This is a genomic window from Chryseobacterium hagamense (assembly GCF_007991455.1).
GTDB classification, from domain to species: domain Bacteria; phylum Bacteroidota; class Bacteroidia; order Flavobacteriales; family Weeksellaceae; genus Chryseobacterium; species Chryseobacterium hagamense.
In genome coordinates, this window is sequence record NZ_BJYJ01000004.1 from 26915 (window position 1) to 49125 (window position 22211).

At 41.3% G+C, this 22211-nt stretch carries 21 protein-coding genes; 10 read left to right on the forward strand and 11 right to left on the reverse strand.

Translation table 11 applies throughout. The features are described from left to right. Positions 1-93 precede the first annotated feature (93 nt). Both uvrB and CHA01nite_RS06035 read left to right on the forward strand, forming a co-directional pair. Positions 94-2085, forward strand: a complete 1992-nt coding sequence (uvrB, locus tag CHA01nite_RS06030) for an excinuclease ABC subunit UvrB (RefSeq protein ID WP_146940415.1) — start codon at positions 94-96, stop codon at positions 2083-2085. 55 nt (positions 2086-2140) lie between these two features. Next, on the forward strand, positions 2141-2515 hold the full coding sequence (locus tag CHA01nite_RS06035) for a VOC family protein (RefSeq protein WP_146940416.1): 375 nt from the start codon (positions 2141-2143) through the stop codon (positions 2513-2515). An 83-nt stretch (positions 2516-2598) separates the two neighbouring features. Here the strand turns inward: CHA01nite_RS06035 and CHA01nite_RS06040 are convergent, their stop codons facing one another. The 4 genes from CHA01nite_RS06040 to CHA01nite_RS06055 all read right to left on the reverse strand — a co-directional run bounded on the left by CHA01nite_RS06040 (position 2599) and on the right by CHA01nite_RS06055 (position 5494). After that, the gene (locus CHA01nite_RS06040; protein WP_146940644.1) at positions 2599-2853 is read right to left on the reverse strand and encodes a DUF3820 family protein; all 255 of its coding nucleotides are present in this window, start codon (positions 2851-2853) and stop codon (positions 2599-2601) included. 21 nt (positions 2854-2874) lie between these two features. After that, positions 2875-3963 carry an AI-2E family transporter gene (locus CHA01nite_RS06045; protein WP_146940417.1) on the reverse strand — a complete coding sequence of 363 codons (1089 nt, stop codon included), beginning with the start codon at positions 3961-3963 and terminating at the stop codon, positions 2875-2877. Then, positions 3960-4694: a beta-carotene 15,15'-monooxygenase gene (locus CHA01nite_RS06050; RefSeq protein WP_146940418.1), complete on the reverse strand. Its 735-nt coding sequence runs from the start codon at positions 4692-4694 to the stop codon at positions 3960-3962. Before CHA01nite_RS06050 ends, CHA01nite_RS06045 begins: the two co-directional genes overlap by 4 nt. A gap of 77 nt (positions 4695-4771) precedes the next feature. Beyond that, on the reverse strand, positions 4772-5494 hold the full coding sequence (locus CHA01nite_RS06055) for a hypothetical protein (protein ID WP_146940419.1): 723 nt from the start codon (positions 5492-5494) through the stop codon (positions 4772-4774). A gap of 47 nt (positions 5495-5541) precedes the next feature. Here CHA01nite_RS06055 and CHA01nite_RS06060 point away from each other — a divergent pair, with 47 nt between their 5' ends. Next, positions 5542-6519 (forward strand): aminodeoxychorismate synthase component I, encoded by a 978-nt coding sequence (locus CHA01nite_RS06060; protein WP_146940420.1) that lies wholly within the window; start codon positions 5542-5544, stop codon positions 6517-6519. Next, positions 6503-7129 (forward strand): aminotransferase class IV, encoded by a 627-nt coding sequence (locus CHA01nite_RS06065; protein WP_146940421.1) that lies wholly within the window; start codon positions 6503-6505, stop codon positions 7127-7129. Before CHA01nite_RS06060 ends, CHA01nite_RS06065 begins: the two co-directional genes overlap by 17 nt. Here the strand turns inward: CHA01nite_RS06065 and menD are convergent. Beyond that, a complete protein-coding gene (gene menD, locus CHA01nite_RS06070; RefSeq protein WP_146940422.1) occupies positions 7126-8802 on the reverse strand; it encodes a 2-succinyl-5-enolpyruvyl-6-hydroxy-3-cyclohexene-1-carboxylic-acid synthase in 1677 nt (558 codons plus the stop codon). The genes CHA01nite_RS06065 and menD overlap by 4 nt on opposite strands. Positions 8803-8887: 85 nt before the next feature. On the opposite strand from menD, the gene CHA01nite_RS06075 reads away from it, so the two are divergent. Next, positions 8888-9838, forward strand: a complete 951-nt coding sequence (locus CHA01nite_RS06075) for an isopenicillin N synthase family dioxygenase (RefSeq protein ID WP_146940423.1) — start codon at positions 8888-8890, stop codon at positions 9836-9838. Between the two features lie 75 nt (positions 9839-9913). Here the strand turns inward: CHA01nite_RS06075 and CHA01nite_RS06080 are convergent, their stop codons facing one another. Beyond that, positions 9914-10183: a hypothetical protein gene (locus tag CHA01nite_RS06080; protein WP_146940424.1), complete on the reverse strand. Its 270-nt coding sequence runs from the start codon at positions 10181-10183 to the stop codon at positions 9914-9916. Positions 10184-10403: 220 nt separating this feature from the next. On the opposite strand from CHA01nite_RS06080, the gene CHA01nite_RS20460 reads away from it, so the two are divergent. Then, entirely contained in the window at positions 10404-10568 is a 165-nt protein-coding gene (locus CHA01nite_RS20460) for a bacteriocin-like protein (protein WP_170234692.1), read from the forward strand. A gap of 74 nt (positions 10569-10642) precedes the next feature. Here the strand turns inward: CHA01nite_RS20460 and CHA01nite_RS06085 are convergent, their stop codons facing one another. The 3 genes from CHA01nite_RS06085 to CHA01nite_RS06095 all read right to left on the reverse strand — a co-directional run bounded on the left by CHA01nite_RS06085 (position 10643) and on the right by CHA01nite_RS06095 (position 13515). Continuing rightward, positions 10643-11449 carry a GLPGLI family protein gene (locus CHA01nite_RS06085; protein WP_170234693.1) on the reverse strand — a complete coding sequence of 269 codons (807 nt, stop codon included), beginning with the start codon at positions 11447-11449 and terminating at the stop codon, positions 10643-10645. A 703-nt stretch (positions 11450-12152) separates the two neighbouring features. Continuing rightward, positions 12153-13199, reverse strand: coding sequence for a PA0069 family radical SAM protein (locus CHA01nite_RS06090; RefSeq protein WP_146940426.1), 1047 nt, complete (start codon positions 13197-13199; stop codon positions 12153-12155). A 121-nt stretch (positions 13200-13320) separates the two neighbouring features. Further along, positions 13321-13515, reverse strand: coding sequence for a hypothetical protein (locus CHA01nite_RS06095; RefSeq protein ID WP_146940427.1), 195 nt, complete (start codon positions 13513-13515; stop codon positions 13321-13323). A 173-nt stretch (positions 13516-13688) separates the two neighbouring features. On the opposite strand from CHA01nite_RS06095, the gene CHA01nite_RS06100 reads away from it, so the two are divergent. Beyond that, positions 13689-14042 (forward strand): hypothetical protein, encoded by a 354-nt coding sequence (locus CHA01nite_RS06100; protein WP_146940428.1) that lies wholly within the window; start codon positions 13689-13691, stop codon positions 14040-14042. Positions 14043-14081: 39 nt separating this feature from the next. On the opposite strand, the gene CHA01nite_RS06105 is transcribed toward CHA01nite_RS06100, so the two are convergent. Next, a complete protein-coding gene (locus tag CHA01nite_RS06105) occupies positions 14082-16718 on the reverse strand; it encodes a hypothetical protein (RefSeq protein ID WP_146940429.1) in 2637 nt (878 codons plus the stop codon). A 31-nt stretch (positions 16719-16749) separates the two neighbouring features. Further along, the gene (locus tag CHA01nite_RS06110; protein ID WP_146940430.1) at positions 16750-17547 is read right to left on the reverse strand and encodes a DUF2797 domain-containing protein; all 798 of its coding nucleotides are present in this window, start codon (positions 17545-17547) and stop codon (positions 16750-16752) included. Between the two features lie 89 nt (positions 17548-17636). Here CHA01nite_RS06110 and CHA01nite_RS06115 point away from each other — a divergent pair, with 89 nt between their 5' ends. The 3 genes from CHA01nite_RS06115 to secA all read left to right on the forward strand — a co-directional run bounded on the left by CHA01nite_RS06115 (position 17637) and on the right by secA (position 22191). Continuing rightward, positions 17637-18659, forward strand: a complete 1023-nt coding sequence (locus CHA01nite_RS06115; RefSeq protein ID WP_146940431.1) for a GDP-mannose 4,6-dehydratase — start codon at positions 17637-17639, stop codon at positions 18657-18659. Between the two features lie 139 nt (positions 18660-18798). After that, complete coding sequence (locus tag CHA01nite_RS06120; protein WP_027382805.1) at positions 18799-19020, forward strand: DUF2795 domain-containing protein; 222 nt, start codon at positions 18799-18801, stop codon at positions 19018-19020. Positions 19021-19116: 96 nt separating this feature from the next. Next, positions 19117-22191, forward strand: a complete 3075-nt coding sequence (gene secA, locus CHA01nite_RS06125) for a preprotein translocase subunit SecA (protein WP_146940432.1) — start codon at positions 19117-19119, stop codon at positions 22189-22191. Positions 22192-22211 lie beyond the last annotated feature (20 nt).

The window sequence follows — 22211 nt, forward strand, 5'->3', positions numbered from 1 at the left end:
AAATGAATCGGCGCAATATAAATTAAGACCCATCATTTAGGTGGATGCCAAATAATTCTTTCGTATTTTTGTTAGGACAACATCACCAATTTTATGAATTTCAAACTTCAATCAGAATATAAACCTACCGGCGATCAGCCACAAGCTATTGACAAGCTCACTGAGGGCATTAAGATCGGCGAAAAATATCAGACACTGCTGGGTGTAACCGGATCCGGTAAAACGTTTACCGTGGCCAATGTAATCCAGAACGTACAGAAACCGACCCTGGTTCTGGCCCACAACAAAACACTGGCAGCACAGCTCTTCATGGAGTTTAAAGAATTCTTTCCGGAAAATGCCGTGGAATACTTTGTCAGCTACTACGATTACTACCAGCCGGAAGCCTATATTGCGACTTCGGGAACTTATATTGAAAAAGACCTGAGCATTAACGAAGAAGTGGAAAAGCTGAGGCTTTCCGCCACAGCCAGTCTGCTTTCAGGGCGAAGGGATGTGCTGATCGTTGCTTCGGTTTCCTGTATATACGGGATCGGGAACCCGACGGAATTCCACAAATCCCTCATTTCTATTGCGATCGGTGAAAAGGTAACGCGTACCGCCCTCCTGCATGCTTTGGTGAATGCGCTTTATTCCAGGACACTCAACGAATTTCAAAGGGGGACATTCCGGGTAAAAGGAGACGTCATCGATGTATTTCCTGCCTATGCCGATAATGCAATCCGCATCCAGTTTTTCGGAGACGAAATAGAAAAAATCCAGAGCTTTGATCCGGTTTCCGGAAATGTAACGGCCAATTTCGAACAGATCCAGATTTATCCCGCCAATCTCTTCGTTACTTCGAAAGAAACGTTAAACGGAGCCATCCGGAATATCCAGGACGACCTGGTGAAACAGGTGGATTTCTTTGGCTCGATTGAAAAACCGCTGGAGGCCAAAAGATTACAGGAAAGAACGGAGCTTGACCTGGAGATGATCAAAGAACTGGGTTATTGTTCGGGGATTGAGAATTATTCAAGATACCTGGACGGACGTCTGCCGGGCACCAGGCCGTTCTGCCTGTTGGATTATTTCCCGAAGGACTACCTGATGGTAATCGATGAAAGCCACGTTACCGTACCGCAGGTTCACGCTATGTACGGAGGCGACCGTAGCCGGAAAGAGGCACTCGTAGAATACGGATTCAGGCTTCCCGCCGCCATGGATAACCGCCCATTGAAATTTGAGGAATTCGAAGCCATCCAGAACCAGGTAATTTATGTTTCGGCAACTCCGGCAGACTATGAACTGGAAAAAACGGGAGGAGCATATATCGAACAGATTATCCGTCCGACTGGTCTTCTGGATCCTGTTATTGAAATCCGTCCGACCATCAACCAGATCGATGACCTGATGGAGGAAATCCAGAAAAGAGCCGATCTCGACGAAAGGGTTCTGGTGACCACTTTAACCAAGAAAATGGCGGAAGAACTGACGAAATACTTTACCAAATTCGGGATCAGAACCCGGTATATCCACTCGGACGTGGAAACCCTGGAACGGATCCAGATCATGCAGGATCTCCGGGTAGGGCTTTTCGATGTCCTGATCGGGGTAAACCTTTTAAGGGAAGGCCTGGATTTACCGGAAGTTTCCCTGGTGGCCATCCTGGATGCCGATAAAGAAGGAATGCTGAGAAGCCGCCGGTCGATGATCCAGACGGTAGGCCGTGCGGCCCGTAACCTTAACGGAAAGGCCATCATGTACGCCGATAAAATGACAAAATCGATGCAGGCAACGCTGGATGAAACGGAATACCGGCGCGCCAAACAGGAACAATACAACAAAGAACACGGGCAGGTACCTGTAGCCTTGAACAAGAAAATCTCCGAAAGCCTTGTCGGAAGAAGCAAGGACTTCCCGGATGAAAAATATACCCAGAAAGAAATCCTTCAGAAAGTGGCTGAAGCCAAAGCCAGTTATACTTCGGAAGATATGGAGAAAGTCATTACCCAAAAGCAGAAGGAGATGGAAATGGCTGCCAAGAACCTTGATTTTATCAAAGCGGCCAAACTGAGGGATGAAATTGCCGCTTTAAGAGAATAACACAAATCTTTATGCCAGGCATTAAATAAAATTATTAACCCTTTAATCCAAACCCATGAAAAGAGTAACCGGAATCGGCGGAATATTTTTTAAATGTAAAGATCCGAAAGCACTGAAAGAATGGTACAAAAGCCATCTCGGAATTGATGTCAACGAATATGGAGCGACTTTCGGCTGGAAGGAAATGTCTGATGCTGATCCGAAAGGATCGCTGACCTGGAGCCCTTCGCCTGAAACAACTTCTTACTTTGAGCCTTCGACAAGAGAATTTATGATCAATTATACCGTTTCGGATCTGGAAGCCTTAGTTGTGGAATTAAAAAAAGAAGGCGTGGAAATTCTAGATGAAATTGCCGTTTATGATTTCGGAAAATTTGTTCACCTCCTCGACCTTGAAGGAAATAAGGTCGAACTTTGGGAACCTAAATAGTATAATAGCCGGAGAAGGAAACCGGAAGTATTTTATTAATTAAAAAATTATAGCGGTCTTTTAGTAAGACCGCCGTAATTTTTTCAGAATTTATAATTCTTTGTTTTAGGCTTTTCAAAATTTGCTGTTCCGCCGCGAAGTGGTGTCAGCAAATCCATAAGGCCGTTTAATTTTATTTCATAAATGGTTGCCAGCTGCATTCCCAGTTTGCCTTTGGGCATTCCGGTCCGCTGGAACCATTCTAGGTAACTTATCGGAAGATCGGCAAGGACCGTTCCCTGGTATTTCCCGAAAGGCATTTTGACGATACAGATTTCTTTTAATATTTCCGGGTTTATTCCGTCCTGCATATTTTATTTTTATACGATTAAGTTAATCTTGGTTTCCAGCTCTTCATCTTTATCCGGCAGCTGCAGCTCAGGGGTATCATCATCCGAAAATTCATTCCGGTAAACCTGGATCAGGAGCAAGGTTAGGGAAACCATAATCGGCCCGAAAACCAGTCCCATAAAACCGAATAGATTCATGCCCATGATAATTCCGAAAACCGTATTTAAAGGGTGGATATCCTCCAGCTTTTTCAGAAGGGTAAAACGCAGAACGTTATCCGTTAATCCCACAACAATCATACAGTAAGCAGCCAATCCGAGACCGCTTCCCATGTCGCCTTCCGCAATCATAAAAATGCAGACCGGCCCGTATATAATAGCTGCACCCACTACAGGAATCATGGAAGTAGCGGCGGTAAGCGCAAAAAGCAATACCGGGCTCGGAGCTCCAAAGATATAGTAACCCACCAAGGCAACGATACCCTGGCCGAGAGCCACTACAGGAATCCCGATGGCATTGGCCAGAATCAGCTTTCTCATTTTTTCGCCGATCATCGATACATTGGATCTTTTGAGAGGTGCCGCTGATGAAAGGATTCTTTCGAAAAAACGGGGTTTTTCCAGCATAAAATAAAGAATAAAGTACATGGACGCCACAATCGTAAGGGTATTTACCGTTCCGCTGAGGGCCTTGGTTGAATACTGCCCTACACTGCTCTTCAGCTTGTCCATATTTCCTTTGCTTAGAATATCGAATTTAAATTTCGAATAGATATACGTGTGGATTTTTTCAAGGAAGACATTAAACTTTTCCATATAGGCCTGGGCATTTCCAAGCTTTTCGATAAGAAGGTCCCCAATGAAATAGATGGGAAGAATAAGAACGATCAGACTGGCTCCCATCAGCACCATTGCAGCTACCCAGGGTTTCCATTTTTTCTGTTCCTGAAGATAAAAATTATACTTCCTGCACAAAACGTAAATGGTTATAGCTCCCAGTACAGAAGGGATAAAGAGGGAAAGATTGAAACAGATTAAGGCGGCTAAAATTAAAATTATAGCAAGCAAAAAAACCTGTTTGATCTTGATACTGCTGATTTGCTGGTCTTTATTCATCATTTATTAAAAATTATCGGTCTTGGTTTTCCCAAATGGGCGCAATAGAGGGAATACATCACGGCAAAGATAAAAGGTGCCGTTATGATAATTCCGATGAAGCAGAGTACGATTCCTGCCATTGACAGCAGAAAACCTACAAATGTTGCGCCAAGAAAAACCCCGTAATTTTCTTTGGCAATATTAAAGGACTTTCCTAAAGCCTCTGTGGCAGAAGCATTTTCAAACAGCAGAATCGGATAGCCCAGCATCAGAAGCGGATAGACGAAGATAATCGGCAGCACACAAAGGGAAAGGGCAACCGATGAAATAATTCCTGAAAGTAAGGCATAGATTAAAATATTTACAAAATTCTGACGGTATCCGATGAACAGGTCGGAAAACTCAACAGGATTTTTTGTATTGTATTTGTTAATCATATAAATCAGCCCTACATACAAAGGAGCAAGGAGCAGCCCTAAAATCCCGGATAGGGTGAGGTATAAAGGAAAACCCGGCGCACTGAATACGGAAAATCTCGAGTAATCCCCCGCATCGCGCATGTCTTCAAGCATTGCCGCGGAATTCATCCCGGTCAGTGCCTGAATAACGGCTCCTAAAATACTGTAAATGATCATGGCGACAACGGCATACAGGAATACGCCTTTGTACATTTCGAAAGCATGGGAGATAATGGCGCCTGTAGTTCTTTCCGGAACAGAGCCTTGCTGGTCAAATTCGTTAAATTCTGACATGGTGTTTAAATTTTTAATGTTGATTTCACCAAATTTAACTTTTTTTTGGCTTTAAAAACATTAAAAACCCATGAAATTTATGTCTTTTCTGAAAATATGGTTTTGTATAGCGAATATATCACGGCATTCCAAAAGGGGAAAGTAAACAATCCGCCGACAAACAGCAAAGCAAAGCCGATATATTTGAAAATCACCGCAACCATGACACAGACAATGATTTCCAGGAAATATACTTTCATGGCTTTAAAGCTGAGGGAAAGCGATTCGAAAATGGTTTTGTTCATAAAAAACATCATCGGTGCCACAAAGATGGTGATGGAAACCCAGGCTATGGCAAGAATAATGGTCGGAAATGTAAACCGGTAAATAAAATACCAGAAAATATAATAAGAAACATACCTGAAAAAATTCAGTCCGCTATATCCTGCAAACAGGTCGCTGAGCTCAGGCTTTTCCCCGGCATCCATTTTTCTGTAAATCTGAAAAAAGCCCAGGTTCAGCGGATACAAAAAAATTGTAGTACCCATGATCCACAAAGAGAAACTCTGGTAATTTTCCGTAGCCACCAGCTTATTGAGCTGCTCCATATAGGCCTTCATTCCGTCCTGCATATATTTTCCCACTTCATTAAATTCTCCTATGATTCCGTATTTCATATCACACATAAAAAATACGGTGAGAAAAATTCCAAAGTACATGATGGAGAACATCAGCTGGAATACCAATGTTTTGTTCCAGTAAAAAAAGGCCTGCTTCAATATAAAATCCAATCCCGGTTTCTGCGGATATTTGCTGTCCATTAAAAATATTTTGTGCAAAAGTAAACATCAATAATTACTTTTGCGGAATGTTTTCAGTGAATCATCAAAAATTTATGGAAATGGACGAACTTTCGCTCCGGAAGGTTCCTTATTTTTTCATTATCGATTTTCTTGGGGAAAAAGTCGAAATCTTCAAAGAGCATGAGATTGGAAAAGAAGGTCTGCAGATTGACTTTCAGAATTTTTCAACCACGGAAACACCGCTTCCGTTACAAAAAAAAGTAGAGTGGAAATCATATCCCGAAACCCTGGAACATTTTAAAACCGGCTTTGATAAAGTGCAGAAAAATATCCGCTTCGGAAATTCGTATCTCGCCAATTATACCCGGAAGACAAGGGTGGAAACCAATTTAACCCTGGAAGAGATTTTTTTTCATTCATCAGCAAAATATAAAGTTTTGTATAAAGATTTTTTCGTATTTTTTTCTCCTGAAACTTTCGTAAAGATCACCGACGGGAAAATATCAACGTATCCCATGAAGGGCACTATCGATGCCACTCTGGATCATGCCGCCGAAATCCTGAAAAATGATAAAAAGGAAAAGGCTGAACATTATACCGTGGTCGATTTACTCCGGAACGATCTGAGCATGGTGGCTGATGATGTAAGGGTGGATAAGTTTCAGTACATCGATTTCATTAAAACCAGGCAGAAAGACCTGTATGCCATGAGCTCCGAAATATCGGGAACCGTAAAGCCTGAATTTAGCGGCAAACTGGGAAGCCTGATGAAACAGCTGCTTCCTGCCGGTTCTATTTTGGGAGCCCCGAAGCCGAAAACCCTGGACATCATCCTGGAGGCGGAAGGTTACGAAAGAGGCTATTATACGGGCGTTTGCGGCTGGTTTGACGGAGAAAACACCGACAGCTGCGTGATGATCCGGTTTATTGAAAAAGAAGGTGAGGCACTGTATTTCAAAAGCGGGGGCGGAATTACCCACATGAGCAGATTAGAAGACGAATATCAGGAAATGAAAAATAAAATCTATGTCCCAATTCATTGAAAGCATAAAAGTAGAAAACCGGAAAATTTTCTTACCGGAACTTCACCAGAAGCGTGTAGACCATACTTTTTCCCATTTCGGGAAAGAAGACTCCATCGACCTGGCCAAAATCTATAAGCATCTGGAACATAATGAAGACGGCCTTTTTAAATTGAGGATCCTCTATGATCTGGATAAGAAAGTCAGAACCCAGATGATTCCGTATGCCATTCCGGAACTTAACGATTTCCAGCTGGTGGAAAACAACAGCTTCGACTACTCCTTCAAATCCGAAGACCGGAAAGAACTGGAAAAGATGAAGATGAAATCCAGGGCGGAAGAAATCATTATTGTGAAGAATAACCACATCACCGATACTTCCTACAGCAATCTTCTGTTTAAAAAAGGTAAAGACTGGTTCACTCCTTCTACCTATCTGCTGAACGGTGTACAGCGACAGAATCTTTTAAAGCAGAAAAAAATAAAAGAAACGGAAATCACCTTACAGAACCTGAAGGAATTTTCTCATTTCCAGCTCATTAATGCGCTAAACGATTTTGACGAAAATTTCACTTATCCCATCGGCAGAATTATCAACCTGCCGGGAAACGAAGACTATCCGGAGCTTTAATTTTCCTTCAGAAAGTTGAAATACGCTTTCTGGATATCGGCATTGTGCATCGCCTGGGTATTAACTTCCAGGATTTTAGGCTGTGTATCCGGCTTGAAGAAATTTTCCAGCACACGGTCTAAAGTCACTTCTTCATCCACTTTGGTGTATGAAAACCCGAAATGTTTCGCCAGATGCTCTGCATGCCTGTGGTGTTTTGTAGCAATGAATTCATCCAGTGTATTCGGATTGGCATTTCCCGGTCCCGGAATAATTTTAAAGATATTCCCTTCTCCGTTGTTAAAGATGATGATCCTTACAAACGGCGGAATATACTGGTTCCATAATCCATTGATGTCATAAAAGAAACTCAGGTCACCGGTAATCAGTAAAGTCGGCTGGGCTTTTTTAATTGCAAAACCCATGGCCGTTGAGGTAGAACCGTCGATCCCGCTGGTTCCCCTGTTGCAGTAGATTTTTCTTTTCCCGTAATCAAACAGCTGGGCATACCGGATCGCCGAACTGTTGCTGAAGTGGATGTTGTAATTCTCAGGAACCGTCTGCGTGGTTTTATAAAAGAAATAGAAATCGGAGAAATCAACCGTGCTTAAAAATTTCTCATGTCTTGCATCTTTTTTATCCCTCAGGACATCCCAGAGATTGTAATAAGGCCGCGGCTCGAGATTAATGAAATTCAAGAGTTTTGAAAAGAAAACCTCCGGCTTCACTTCTATTTTTTCCGTTAAAGCGAAATAGGTATCAGGCTGCCACACCGGGTCAAGATGCCAGTGCTGCTTCGGCTTTGCTTTTCTTAAAAACTGTTTTACTTTTTTGGAAACTACGTTCTGTCCTACCGTAATCAGCAGATCAGGCGCATACATTTTAAAGTCCTCTTCGGTAAAATTGAAGACATACCGGTCAATATGCCGGAAGAATTTTTCATGGTACAGATTGGAATTGGCTTCGCTCAGGACCACCACCGTATGGTTTTTCACCAGTTGGGTCAGCTGGTTTTCCAGTTCGGGACTGTGGTCTTTGGTTCCCACCAGGATCATGATCCTTTGGGAAGTATTCCAGTCGGCAATCAGATTAGACGGAACCTCGTATTCTTTCTGCCGGATGGTTCTTTCCACCGTCGGAAAGGTGGGCAGCTCGGAAATTAATTCGTACAAAGGCTCTTCCAATGGGATGTTGATGTGTACCGGCCCCTGCTTTTCAATACAGAGTTCAATCGCTGTTTTGATAATCCCGAAATTATAGTCTTCCGCATTTTCCTTGCCATCTTCCATCAGCTGGAAATCGCCGTAGGAATGCTGATGAAAAAGATTATTCTGCCGGATGGTCTGCCCGTCGAAAATATCCACATAGTCCATCGGCCGGTCTGCCGTAAGCACCAGAAGCGGGATATTGGAATAGAAAGCTTCCGTCACAGCCGGGTAATAATTGGCTGCTGCAGAACCGCTGGTACAGGTAATCGCCACCGGTTTCTTCTCACTCATTGCCATCCCCACTCCTACAAAAGCCGCGCTTCTTTCATCCACAATGCTGTAACAGTTGAAACTGTCGATCTCTGAAAAATGAATCGCCAGAGGGGCATTTCTGGATCCGGGTGAAACGATAATATCTGAGATTCCGTATTGCTGAAGAAGGTGCGCGAGTATCTGAATACTTCTTTTGGAAGAATATTTTTTCATAAAGCAAATTTAATTGATAAATGCTTAACACGAAAAAGAATTTAATTTAAAAATCTGTAATTTAGCCATTCGTAAATTTCTAAAAATGGACAAAATACCTAGTGTAGACCTGCGTGATTTCCTTTCGGGTGACCCGGAACGCAAACAGAAATTTGTAAATGAAATCGGAAAAGCTTATGAAGAAATTGGTTTTGTAGCCTTAAAGGGTCATTTTCTTGATGATCAGTTGGTAGAGGAATTGTATGGAGAGGTAAAAAACTTTTTTGAACTGCCGACGGAAACAAAACGGAAGTATGAGATTCCGGGAATCGGCGGCCAGCGTGGCTACGTCGGCTTCGGTAAAGAAACGGCAAAAGGCTTTAAAAAGGGAGACCTGAAAGAGTTCTGGCATTTCGGACAGTACGTGTCTGAAGATTCTAAGTACAAAGACGAGTATCCTGACAATGTGATCGTTGAAGAACTTCCAAAATTCAACGAAGTAGGCAAGGAAGCCTATCAGATGCTGGAAAAGACCGGACAGTATGTGCTGAGAGCATTAGCGCTGTACCTGGGTCTCAACGAGTTTTATTTCGACGACAAGATCGCGGAAGGGAACTCCATTTTAAGACCGATCCACTATCCGCCGATCACGGAAGAGCCGGATGACGCAGTAAGAGCGGCAGCCCACGGAGACATCAACCTCATTACCTTATTAATGGGTTCCCAGGGAAAAGGCCTTCAGGTTCAGAACCACAAAGGCGAATGGATCGATGCAATCGCAAAACCGGACGAACTGATGATTAATGTCGGGGATATGCTTTCAAGGCATACCAACAACAAGCTGAAGTCTACCATCCACCGGGTGGTAAACCCGCCAAGAGAACTGTGGGGAACTTCCCGATATTCCATTCCTTTCTTTATGCACCCGGTAAGTTCCATGTCGTTAAATGCGCTTGAGAACTGTGTGGATGAAAATCATCCGAAACTGTACGAAGATACGACGGCTGGTGAATTTCTGCATGAGAGATTAATTGAATTGGGATTAATCAAAAAATAAACAGGAAACCGGGCTTTTGGGCCCGGTTTTGTTTTAAGACCGTTTCACGTGAAACTTTTAAGGATACTTCTGAAATTATCCTGTGATGCAGTAAAACGGTGGGCATGGTGTATTCTGTATAACTGTTCCCCACGGGCAGATGCAGATATAAGTGTCTCCTCCGCCTCCAGGATTTCCAGGATCTCCCGGATCCGGTGAATAAGGGACACACTTCCCGCCTGAACAGATTTCCCCTGATCCGCAGCCGCCCGTTCCCGGACCATCTCCTTCAAAACAGAATGAAGGCGGTGCTCCTGCAGAAATCCCCTTTTTGTCTTCTCTTGACAGTTTTCTGAAATTTTTCATGATTTTTGATTTGAATGTTTCCTACTCTATCAGCTTTTCGGATTCCGCTATTTTTTCTAAAAATAGCAGTTTTCATGCTAATCATCAAAACTTTAAACTTATTTTATTCACAGGAATATGAATTTTTTATTCATTCTGAAAATAAAATATACCACAGCCTATTGACTTATTGATTTTTTGATTATCTTTACATTAGTATCAAATTTTTAACTTAAACAATATGAAAAACTTAAAAAAATTAGACAAAAGCCAATTAAAAAACATTAAGGGAGCAGGAGGCATCAAGCCCATCAATGAACCTGAATTCTGTTTATATGCTTGTGGAAACATGGTGATCTGCGCTGCCTGCAGCAATGATTTCAAATGCCCGGATGATTCAATCTAAACATAGATTTTATCTGCAAACAATAAAACCGTTCCTTTTGGAGCGGTTTCTTTTTATCATATTTATTTTATCTGTTACTTAAAATCAGGTCTATAATTAAGCTCTATCGGATTATTATTTTCTCTTAATGTTTTCTGCATACTCTGTGACATTGCACGTGAATCCCATGATAATTTATTTCCCTTTTCATCTGCCAGTACCATTTTCATTCCGCTGCTTTCAAGTTCTGCAAACGGGTGATGATAAAAATTTTCTTCTAATAATTTAAATTGGGAAAAACTTAGAAACTTACCTTTTTTAGGAGGAAAAAAAGCAATGTTTTTTTCGCGTTCATAATATATAAGGCTAAATTTAAAATCATTGGAAGAATCAATAATCTGTACAATCAATCCTGGTAATCCATGGAATATATAAGGTCCGTCCTGAATAACAATGTTTTTTGCAAACCAAGCTTCCCACATTCTTCCTCCATAAGTAACTATTGCCTTTTGACATTTTAAATTAGAAATAGTAGCAGAGTCATTTAATAATTTCCAATCTAATTTTTCATCAATTAAAATATCATAAGTATTTAAAATAAGAGGGACAGTAACCGTTTTGTATATTTCTCCTTTAAGTTTATCTTTACGGCTATATAATTGATTAAAGTTAAGAGGAGTGCCTAAGCCACGCCCTGTTTTTGCTCTAAGAGAATCATAATATTTATCATTTTCTGATCTAAAAACAGATTTTCCCTCAGCAATATCAAGAAAGTAATTTTCTTTTTTAATTGATTTTTTATCCTGACCTGAATTTGTTGTTACTTCATAAGCAAATGATAAATTTTGCGAAAACAATAGAGTTTTCGCAAAAAATAAAAGTATAGTGAAAATTTTCTTCAATATGATTTGTTAAAATTTTTATCTACAAACATTTTCGACACTAACTTGTTATTTGTCCATTATCACTATTGGAAATAACATAAGTACTGCAAGTTAAGCCAAACTGTTCACAATATCCGTCATTTGGACCGCAAGCGTCTCCGCAATTACCCATACCAACAGGAAGCTTTCCTCCATCAATTTTTTTTTAGTTCTACTCTCGAAAGTTTTTTAAGTTTTTTTATTGTTTAAAATTTTTAATTTAACAAGCTAAAATTAAAAAAATTCTTTAAAAAAAAACTAAAAATTAAAGGTTTATATAGGCCTTAATATGTAAAATCATTTATTAAAATTAGTTCTAAATTACTGAAAACCAAATAACATATATAAAGTTAAATATCTGAAAAATATTTCAACCCATAAAGATTTATTACTAATTTTAGATAAATTTTAAATTATATTGGAAAAAAATAAATCATTGAATGTACATCAATTTAAAAAACTTTTAAGTCAATATGGCAATTTATCTTAAAATATGCCAAACAATATTATAAAGAGACGTAAAAATTAAAAATATCTCATTTCAAATAGAAACAAATTGCTCTTCCTAAATGTTAATATTGAGGAATGGAGATAATGGAATTACCACTGTGTACGATATAAAGGATGAAATTATGTTCTTTGAGGATAAATATTAAATATGAAAAGAGCTTTTTATCAATAGCTAGTCAAACAACCTCAGCTGCTGATCTTTAGTTCCTGTAAAATTTTGGGTTGAAAGTTTTGGAAAATCTCTTCCGTCAAAAAACTTTTTCCTTCCGATTCTGAAGGTATCGTGGATCATTTCGGCAATATTGCCTTCCCCTTTCTGCCGGTCGAAATATCTTTTCTCACCCAGTTTTCCGCCACGCATCGAGCGGATCAGATTTAAAACCTTCTGGGCACGGTCCGGAAAAGCATGCTCGATCCAATTAACGAAAACCGGTTCCACCGAATCATTAAGCCTGACCAGCGTATATCCGAAGCTCTGCGCCCCTGCTTCGGAAACGGCTTTTAAGACAGACAGCGGCTCATCACTGTTTAGTCCGGGAATAACCGGTGCGACCATTACATTTACCGGAATTTTATTCGCAGATAAAATTTCGATGGCTTTTAATTTATTTTTTGCCGAACTTGTGCGGGGCTCCATTTTTCTCCGCAGCTCTTCATTGATGGTCGGGATGCTTAACGAAACGGAAACGAGACTCTGTTCAGCCATAGGTTTCAGAATATCAAGATCTCTCAGCACCAGCGCATTCTTGGTAAGGACATGAACGGGATGCCGGTAATCCAGGCAGACCTGCAGGATTTTCCGGGTAATCTCAAACCTGCGCTCTGCCGGCTGGTAACAGTCGGTGTTTCCGGAGAGTAAAATCGGCGCCGGCCGGTAGCCTCTTTTCTGGAAAAATTTCTCAAGTAACTGCGGAGCATTTTTCTTCACCATGATTTTCCTTTCAAAATCAATCCCTGCACTGTAGCCCCAGTATTCATGGGTAGGTCTTGCAAAACAGTAGGAACAGCCATGTTCGCAGCCCTGATAAGGATTCATGGAATATTCCATCGGTAAGTCCTCACTTTTTATCTGATTAACAATTGTCTTCGGAAAAACTTCAGTAAAGGACCTCTTTATCGTTTCAAAATCTTCCTCCTCAGGCTCATAGGTGTACCGGTCGAAACGGTTGATGATGTTCCGCTGGGCACCCTGACCTTTTATGATATCCCTATTCTCCATGACTAATGTAAAATTAAGCGGTAATTTCCGGAAAATCATCATGTTCCATGTTACAATTTATAACAAAAAAAATCCAACACTATAATAGTGCCGGATCAACTTAATCTGGTATATTTTATAACTACTTCAATGCATAGAATTCAATGCCGTGATATTCGTCATCAAGACTTTTTCCTTCGAAATGACGGTGATAATCCGAGTAGGCATCGCTGTATTTTTTATCTTTCCGATGTAATATTTTTTTTATTCCTATGATACTTAATACTGCCAGAAGACCTACTCCTCCTGCCAGCAAAACTCCGACTTCTTTTTTCATATTCTGCCTGATTTATGTATGAGCAATTACTGCAAAAAGTATACCCAATCTTTTTCGGCAATTATAAATTTTGTTAACGTTATGAAGGGTCTTTGAGCAGATGAATAGTACAAGAAGATGAAGTTTTATTTATCAATGGTTTAATTATTGCAGATTTAACGGAAAAAATTATTATGGACAGTACAGGAAATATTGATAAAATGACCACATTGAGTCAGGTGATGACCAAACTGACGCAAAAAGGCGTACACAGGGAATTCCGTATGAATGAAGACGGAGAAATGAAGTTTGAAAATTCTGAGAAGGTTTACCAGCCGGATGAGCTGACCATCGTTAAGACCTACCGTTTTGAAGGTCCGAGTGCTCCGGATGACAATGCAGTATTGTATGTGGTAAAAGACAATGCCGGAAATATCGGGATGATGATTGATTCTTATGGCGCCGAGAGCAATTACCCGGGAGAGGACTTCGATAAGTTTTTAAGGGCAGTACCAATCCTTGAAAGCCATGAATTTGATTTCGAATAGTCTTAAAACGCATACTTTTATATAGAAAAACATCCGGGATTATTCAGTCCCGGATGTTTCTTTTTTCTTGAATATTCCTTTCAAAAACCCTTTCTTTCCATTCTGCTTTACCGGCTGGGCAGCATTTTCTTTTTTCTGTACCTCACTGTTTGTGTTTGCCGCTTCAGTTTTTCCGTCATCCTTTCCTTTTTTAGACGTATCAATATTGATCCCGATCAGTGTTTTTTTAAGGCCCTGCTCAATTCCTTTCCAGAACAGATTGAAGAAAGATTTGGTGGGATCCCTTTCCACATCTTCGATATCCACATCTTCAGGAAGTTTACCCGAATCGGATTTTACCAGCAGATTGGCAATCGCCGTTAAAAACCCTTTTTTTTCACGGTTTTCCTTATTTAAAATAGCGACTTTAAGATCTTTATGCTTCAGGTTAAAACGCCCGTTCAGCCCTTTCGGGTCGCCTCTGAAATTGAAAAGCATCTCCTGAATGGTTCCCGTTGCCGTTACATGCAGGTAAGGACGGATAAAGGGGTTGATTCCCCTGGCAGGAAGATTGGTTGTGCGTCCGGAAATGTTAAATACATCCCGTTGGTCGGCCACATCGAAATTCCAGTTGACAGAAAGCGGCGCCAGGTTCATGAATGAACAATTGATTTTAATATCAACCCGTGTCGGTTTGCCTTTCATTTTGGCAGAGTTCAGGTTTTTTACATTCATATTGAAATTGCTGAACGTCAGCTTGCCCGGTCCGGCGCTTTCCGGCGTATCTTCTTCATAGACCAGCAGTGAATTCTTCAGATCAAGGTTTTTTACAACCATCGGGATTTTAATGGATCGCAGCAGCCTGGAATACAGTGGCTTTTCTTTCGGGTCGTCGGCCGGGATTTTACTCCTGAAAATATTGGCATCCGCCGACTGAATCGCAACATTGGAAGCATTGATGGATTGATGATCCGAAAACAGATCCCAGGTTCCGTTGGCGGTAATCTGTGCTGCTTCAATATCATATAAATCCCGCTCCACCGGTATCATTCTGATAAACTGGGCTCTCGAAACGGTAGGCTTCATGGCAAACCTGGAAATATTGATCTGATTCTGGTCTGCTTTCAAAGTCCGGGCAGTCATGTGGTAAAACCGGGTTTTATATAAAAAATTATCGGAAGTAACCGTATAGCTTTTGATTCCCACATCCATTCCCGGCTTACCTTCATCAGCACTCAGCCGGATCTCATTAGCCGTGGCATTCAGGTGGTTTAAAGTTAACGGCTGGCTGTTTTTGTCATAAGTAATATCTGAGTTCCTTAAGATTACTTTCCTGATATTGACGGGAAACTGAATTCCTCTGATATTTTCTTTTTTATCCGTTCTGTTATTTGCTTCTCCCGCCTTAATGCTCCCTTTCACCTGGTCCACCAGCACTTCTCTGATGTCGAGGTTCATTTTCTTATCGGCAACATCCCATCGGTTCATGGCAAATCCTATATAATTTGCTGTAAGATCCATGGATGTCTTACTTCCGCCCGAACCGTTCGGCACAACGGAGATTGTTTTGAGCACTCCTTTTTTTGGAGTGAGTGTAAAACTTTTTACCTTAAAATCCTGGTGGTTGGAGTATAGGATATCCTGTGCCGAAAACTGAAAATCCTTATATCCTACCGGAATCAGTTCTTCACGGGTTTCCTTATCAAAATGAAGCTGATTGATATTCAGGTTGGCTTTACGGGTATATAAAAGCTTGCTGCCGTCGGGCTTCATCACCTGTACCGTTGCATTATTCAGCCGGATGTCCTTCAGATCCAGTTCCAGATTTAAAGGTTTCCTGGCTTTAACAGGAACCGCATTAGTGGTATATATCAAAAGATCAGGATTGTAAAACCCGGCATTGGCTAAAGAAATTTTATTTTTCGCCAGCAAAATATCTTTGAGCTGTATTTTCTCTACATTGAATTGGAAAAGCTGAGTTTTTTTAGGATAATATTTTTTAAACTGCTCAAAAGTAACGAGTGGGGTCAGCTGAAATTTATTAACAGACATTTGCCCGTCTTTGGTCTCAATCCTGTCGATCTGCAATGCATACACATCATCCGGACGATAGAAAAAATCCGTGCCTTTAATACTATACCGATCGAAGACAACGGGCAGCTTGTCCTCGACATCTTCTTCCGTCATCTGAAGGTTTTCCACATACAGGCTAAGATCTTTTACGGAAAAGAACTTCTGTTTTGTATACCTGAAAACGCTGATAGTGCCTCCATTGACCCTGATGTTTTCAAACAGAAAAGGATTCTTTTTCTTGCCCGTTTTAGCATCAACGGGACGGGCGAGAATAATATTCAGATTGGGCTTGGACAGCAACAGATCGGACGAACTGATCTGATTATTGAAAAGTGCATTGTAAATCCCGAAGCGGCTTACCTTCAGGGTATCCATCGTCCCCTGAAAACCCATCACATTGATGTTCTGCGGGTTTTTATTATTAATCGTAATTCCTGTTGACAGAATATTTCCTGACAGCAAATCAACTTCCAGGCTTTTATAAGAGACCTTATAATCCGTATTATTTCTGATGTATTTGGGAAGCTGGGTCTTAAGCCAGATATTAAGCCCGAAGTTTGCCAGTAAAATAATGATTAACAGAATTCCGAGGCTGATTACTAATTTTCTGACCCATTTTTTCATAGTTTGTGATCTGGTTTAATTTGAGATCCGGTTAATTCGCTACATCCAATTCAATCACATACCCTTCATGCCCTCGTACATTAATAAACTGCCCCCCGTCGAACGCCAGATACTGCCCTTTAATCCCGGTTAACTTTCCGGTAAACTCCGGCTTCTTATCCAGGGTAAAGGAAGTTACTTTTTCCGGTTTGTCGTAAGGATAGTCGAAGGTCCACAGGTTTTCACCTTCGCTGTAAAACTTCTGGAAATCTTCAGGAAAATATGCTTTTATTTTCTGCTGAAAATCAATCAGGTCTATTTCATCTTCAAAATCATCCTGGAGCATTTTCTTCCAGCTTGTTTTATCGGCCACATGCTGCTTTAAAGCGACTTCTATAATTCCTGCTTCATAACGGTTTTCGGTTCTGGCAATCGGAAGGGCAAAAGTAGCCCCCTGATCGATCCACCGGGTCGGGATCTGCGTATTTCTCGTTACCCCTACTTTCACCTCTCCTGTGTAGGCCAGATAAACGGTATGCGGCTGTAACTGAATTTGTTTTTCTATATCCAAATCCCGTTCCGCAATTCCGAGATGGGCCGTGGAAAGTTCCGGCCGGATGATGGTATCGCTGGCATACGGGCTCTCAAAGAAACAGCTTTTGCAGAACCCCATGCGGTAGATGGTCTTATCCTGCTGGCAGTGCACGCATTGATAGCCGGTATGCCTGATGGTAAGCTCTTTGCCAAAAAGTTCGTTCATGTGGATCAGATCCCCTGAAAGATTGAGATAGTATTGAATCGGCTTGTCGTGAAAGCTCGTCATCTTTAAAATTTGCCCTTTAAACTGCATATTAAATTTATATTACTTTTTTAAGTAAATTTAATGATTATATTTTTCCCGAAGTAAATTTATATTTTTGTACCAAGAAAAACATACGGATGAATTATCTCGTTACCGGCGGAAGCGGTTTTATTGGTTCCCACCTCACGGAACAATTATTGAAAAAAGGACATTCTGTCATAAACATTGACAATTTTGACGATTTCTATAATTATCATATAAAAATTCAAAATACTTTAGAAGCTATCTTTAATTTTTCGGATTTTGATTATTCGGATAAAGAAAAAGATATCAGAAAATTAATTTCTCTTTCAAAATCGGAAAAGTACAGTCTCTATTATCAGGATATCCGTGATAAGAGAGGATTGGAGCAAATTTTCAAAACGTATCAGATTGATGCTGTAATCCATCTGGCAGCACTTGCCGGAGTACGCCCCTCCATCGAAAAACCCCTGGAATATGAAGAAGTGAATGTAAGAGGAACTATGAATCTGTGGGAATTATGCCGGGATTTCAATGTTAAAAAATTCATCTGCGCTTCTTCTTCAAGTGTTTACGGAAACAATGAAAAAGTGCCGTTTGCTGAAACCGATAATGTGGACCACCCGATTTCCCCGTATGCGGCAACCAAGAGGTGCGGCGAAATCTTAGGCCATGTTTATCACGACCTCTATAAAATCGATATGATCCAGCTCAGATTCTTTACGGTATACGGACCCCGCCAAAGGCCTGATCTGGCCATCCATAAATTTACCCGGCTGATCTCGGAAAATCAGGAAATCCCTTTCTACGGGGATGGGACGACGGCCAGGGACTATACTTATATAGATGATATCACCGACGGGATCCTGAAATCCATCCAGTACCTGCAAAACAATTCCGGAGTATACGAAATCATTAACCTGGGGGAAAGTGAAGTCATCAGCCTGAATGAAATGCTGGCCACCATAGAAGACGCACTCGGAAAATCTGCCATCCGGAAAAATCTGCCAATGCAGCCCGGAGATGTCCTGAAAACCAATGCCGATATTACAAAAGCACGGACATTAATTGGCTATAAACCTGACACAAACTTCCAAAATGGCATAAAAAAATTTGTGGAATGGTTTTTGAGAAAATGACCTCGAATACGCTTGGGAAGCCTTGCAAAGACTCCTGTAGCTTACGGTGAACAAAAATTAATAAAAAGAATTGAAAATCAGGTGTAAAAAAGCATATAATATAAGCGTTTTTTATACTTTTGCAAAAAATTAAAAAATTATGTACTGGACATTAGAATTAGCTTCCTATTTAAGTGACGCACCTTGGCCAATGACTAAAGCAGAACTTATCGACTATGCCATCAGAACCGGTGCCCCTATGGAAGTAGTGGAAAATCTTCAGGCTATCGAAGATGAAGGAGAAATTTATGATGCAATTGATGAAATCTGGAGCGACTACCCTACGGACGAAGATTATCTTTGGAACGAAGACGAATATTAATACAGCATTTGGCTGATGGCTTATAGCTGTTGGCCAATATTTTTAACCTAATAATAAAGCAATTCGCCAAAGGCAAATTGCCATAAGCAAATATATATGAGTTTTTTAAACAAAGTTCTAAAAGGGTTTTTGGGAGACAAAAAAGCGCAGGACCTAAAAGAAGTAAAAAAAGTTGTAACAAAAATCAAAGCTGTTGAACCGGCGATCCAGCAATTGTCTGACGACGGTTTAAGAGAAAAGACGGCTGAGTTTAAAGAAAATATTAAATCTGCAACCGGTAAAATCACAGCTCAGATAGAACAGATCCAGGAACAGATCAGGAATTCGAAAAATGTGGATGAAAAAGAAGCCCTTTTTTCGAAGATCGAAGCCCTGAAAAAAGAATCATACGAAATTGAAGAAAAAGTTTTGGGCCAGATCCTTCCTGAAGTTTTCGCCTTGGTAAAGGAAACCGCAAGAAGATGGGCACAGAACGGAGAAATCCGTGTAACCGCTTCCGACTGGGACAGACAATTGGCGGCCGCCGGAAAAGATTTCGTAGAAATCCAGGGTGATCAGGCAGTCTGGAAAAACTCATGGGATGCTGCCGGAACACCGGTGAACTGGGACATGGTACATTACGACGTCCAGTTTATCGGAGGGGTGATCCTGCACAGCGGAAAAATTGCCGAAATGGCAACCGGTGAAGGAAAGACCCTGGTAGGTACGCTTCCTATTTTCTTAAATGCCCTTCCGGGAAGAGGGGTTCACGTAGTAACCGTGAACGACTATCTGGCGAAAAGGGACTCCGCATGGATGGGACCTTTATACCAGTTCCACGGCATGTCGATCGACTGTATCGACAACCACCAGCCGAATTCAGACGGCAGAAGAAAAGCTTATAATTCAGATATCACTTACGGAACGAACAACGAATTCGGTTTCGATTACCTGAGAGACAACATGGTAACTTCTCCGTCCGAACTGGTGCAGAGAGAGCTGAACTTTGCCATCGTCGATGAGGTAGACTCCGTATTGGTGGACGACGCAAGAACGCCGTTGATCATTTCCGGGCCGGTGCCTCAGGGAGACCGTCAGGAATTTGACGTTCTGAAACCTTCAATTGACAGGATCGTCGAGGTTCAGAAGAAAACCGTTTCTGCCATATTCAATGAAGCGAAAAAACTAATCGCGGCAGGAAACACAAAAGAAGGAGGATTCAAATTGCTTCAGGCCTACAGAGGGCTTCCTAAAAACAGACAACTCATTAAATTTTTATCGGAAAGCGGAAACCGTGCATTGCTTCAGAAAGTGGAAGCCCAGTACATGCAGGACAATAACCGCGATATGCCGATCGTAGATAAAGACCTTTACTTCGTAATCGAAGAGAAGAACAACCAGGTAGACCTTACCGACAAAGGGGTTGAATATATGTCCCAGGGGAACTCCGATCCGAATTTCTTCGTCCTTCCGGACATCGGAACTGAAATTGCCGAACTGGAAGCCAAGAATTTATCCAAAGAGGAAGAATTTGAAGCGAAAGAAAGATTGTTTTCCGATTTCGGAGAAAAATCAGAGCGTGTTCACACCATGAGCCAGCTGCTGAAAGCGTATACTTTGTTTGAAAAAGACGATGAATATGTGGTTATCGACGGTGAAGTAAAAATCGTTGACGAGCAGACCGGACGTATCATGGAAGGAAGACGTTATTCCGACGGTCTTCACCAGGCAATCGAAGCCAAGGAAAACGTAAAGATCGAAGCGGCTACCCAGACGTTTGCTACCGTTACCCTTCAGAATTATTTCCGGATGTACAACAAGCTTGCTGGGATGACCGGTACGGCTGAAACAGAAGCGGGAGAGCTTTGGGAAATCTACAAATTGGATGTGGTGGTCATTCCTACCAACCGTCCGATTTTAAGAAATGACAAACAGGATCTGGTTTTCAAAACCAACCGTGAAAAATACAACGCCGTTATCGAAGAAATCGAAAAGCTGACGGCTGCAAGAAGACCGGTACTGGTAGGAACCACTTCGGTTGAAATCTCACAGTTGCTTTCAAAAGCTTTACAGCTGAGAAAAATTCCGCACCAGGTTCTTAACGCGAAACTTCACAAAAAGGAAGCGGAAATCGTAGCCGGTGCAGGACAGCCGGGTGTAGTAACCATTGCCACCAACATGGCCGGTCGTGGTACGGATATCAAGCTTTCCAAAGAAGTGAAAGAAGCCGGAGGCCTGGCCATCATCGGTACGGAAAGACACGACTCCAGAAGGGTCGACCGACAGCTGAGAGGTAGAGCGGGACGTCAGGGAGATCCGGGAAGTTCCCAGTTCTATGTATCCCTGGAAGATAACCTGATGCGTTTGTTCGGGTCGGAAAGAATTGCCAAAATGATGGACCGGATGGGCCATAAGGAAGGTGAAGTCATTCAGCATTCCATGATCAGCAAGTCGATTGAAAGAGCTCAGAAAAAAGTAGAGGAAAACAATTTCGGAACGAGAAAAAGACTTCTTGAATATGATGACGTAATGAACAAACAGCGTGACGTGATCTATAAGAGAAGAAAGAACGCTTTGTTCGGCGATCACCTGAAATACGATATCACGAATATGATTTTCGATGTCGCCAATTCCATTGCCGCAAAAGGAAAAGCCAATGGAAATTATAAGGATTTCGAATTTGAAGTGATTAAGCATTTCACGATGGGCTCCCCTGTTTCAGAAAGCGATTTCGGAAACAAAACGGTTCAGGACCTTACCAATATTCTTTTCAAGGCTGCTCAGGAAGATTATCAGATGAAACTGAACCTGCTGAAAGAAAAATCGTTCCCGATTATCGAGAATGTATACCAGAACCAGGGATCGATGTTCAGAATGATCCAGGTTCCTTTTACAGACGGACATAAGACGATGACCATCGTTACCGATCTTAAGGAAGCTTACGAAACACAGTGCGACAGCTTAATCAACGATTTTGAAAAGAATATCACGTTGTCCATCATCGACGAAAACTGGAAACTTCACCTTCGTGAAATGGATGATCTGAGAAGATCTTCACAGGGTGCCGTGTACGAACAGAAAGATCCGCTGGTGATTTACAAGCAGGAATCTTTCCACTTATTCAGCGAAATGATCGATAAATTAAACAAAGAAATTATCTCATTCTTGTACAAAGGGGAAATTCCGGCGTAAGGATACTAATTTTTTAACCA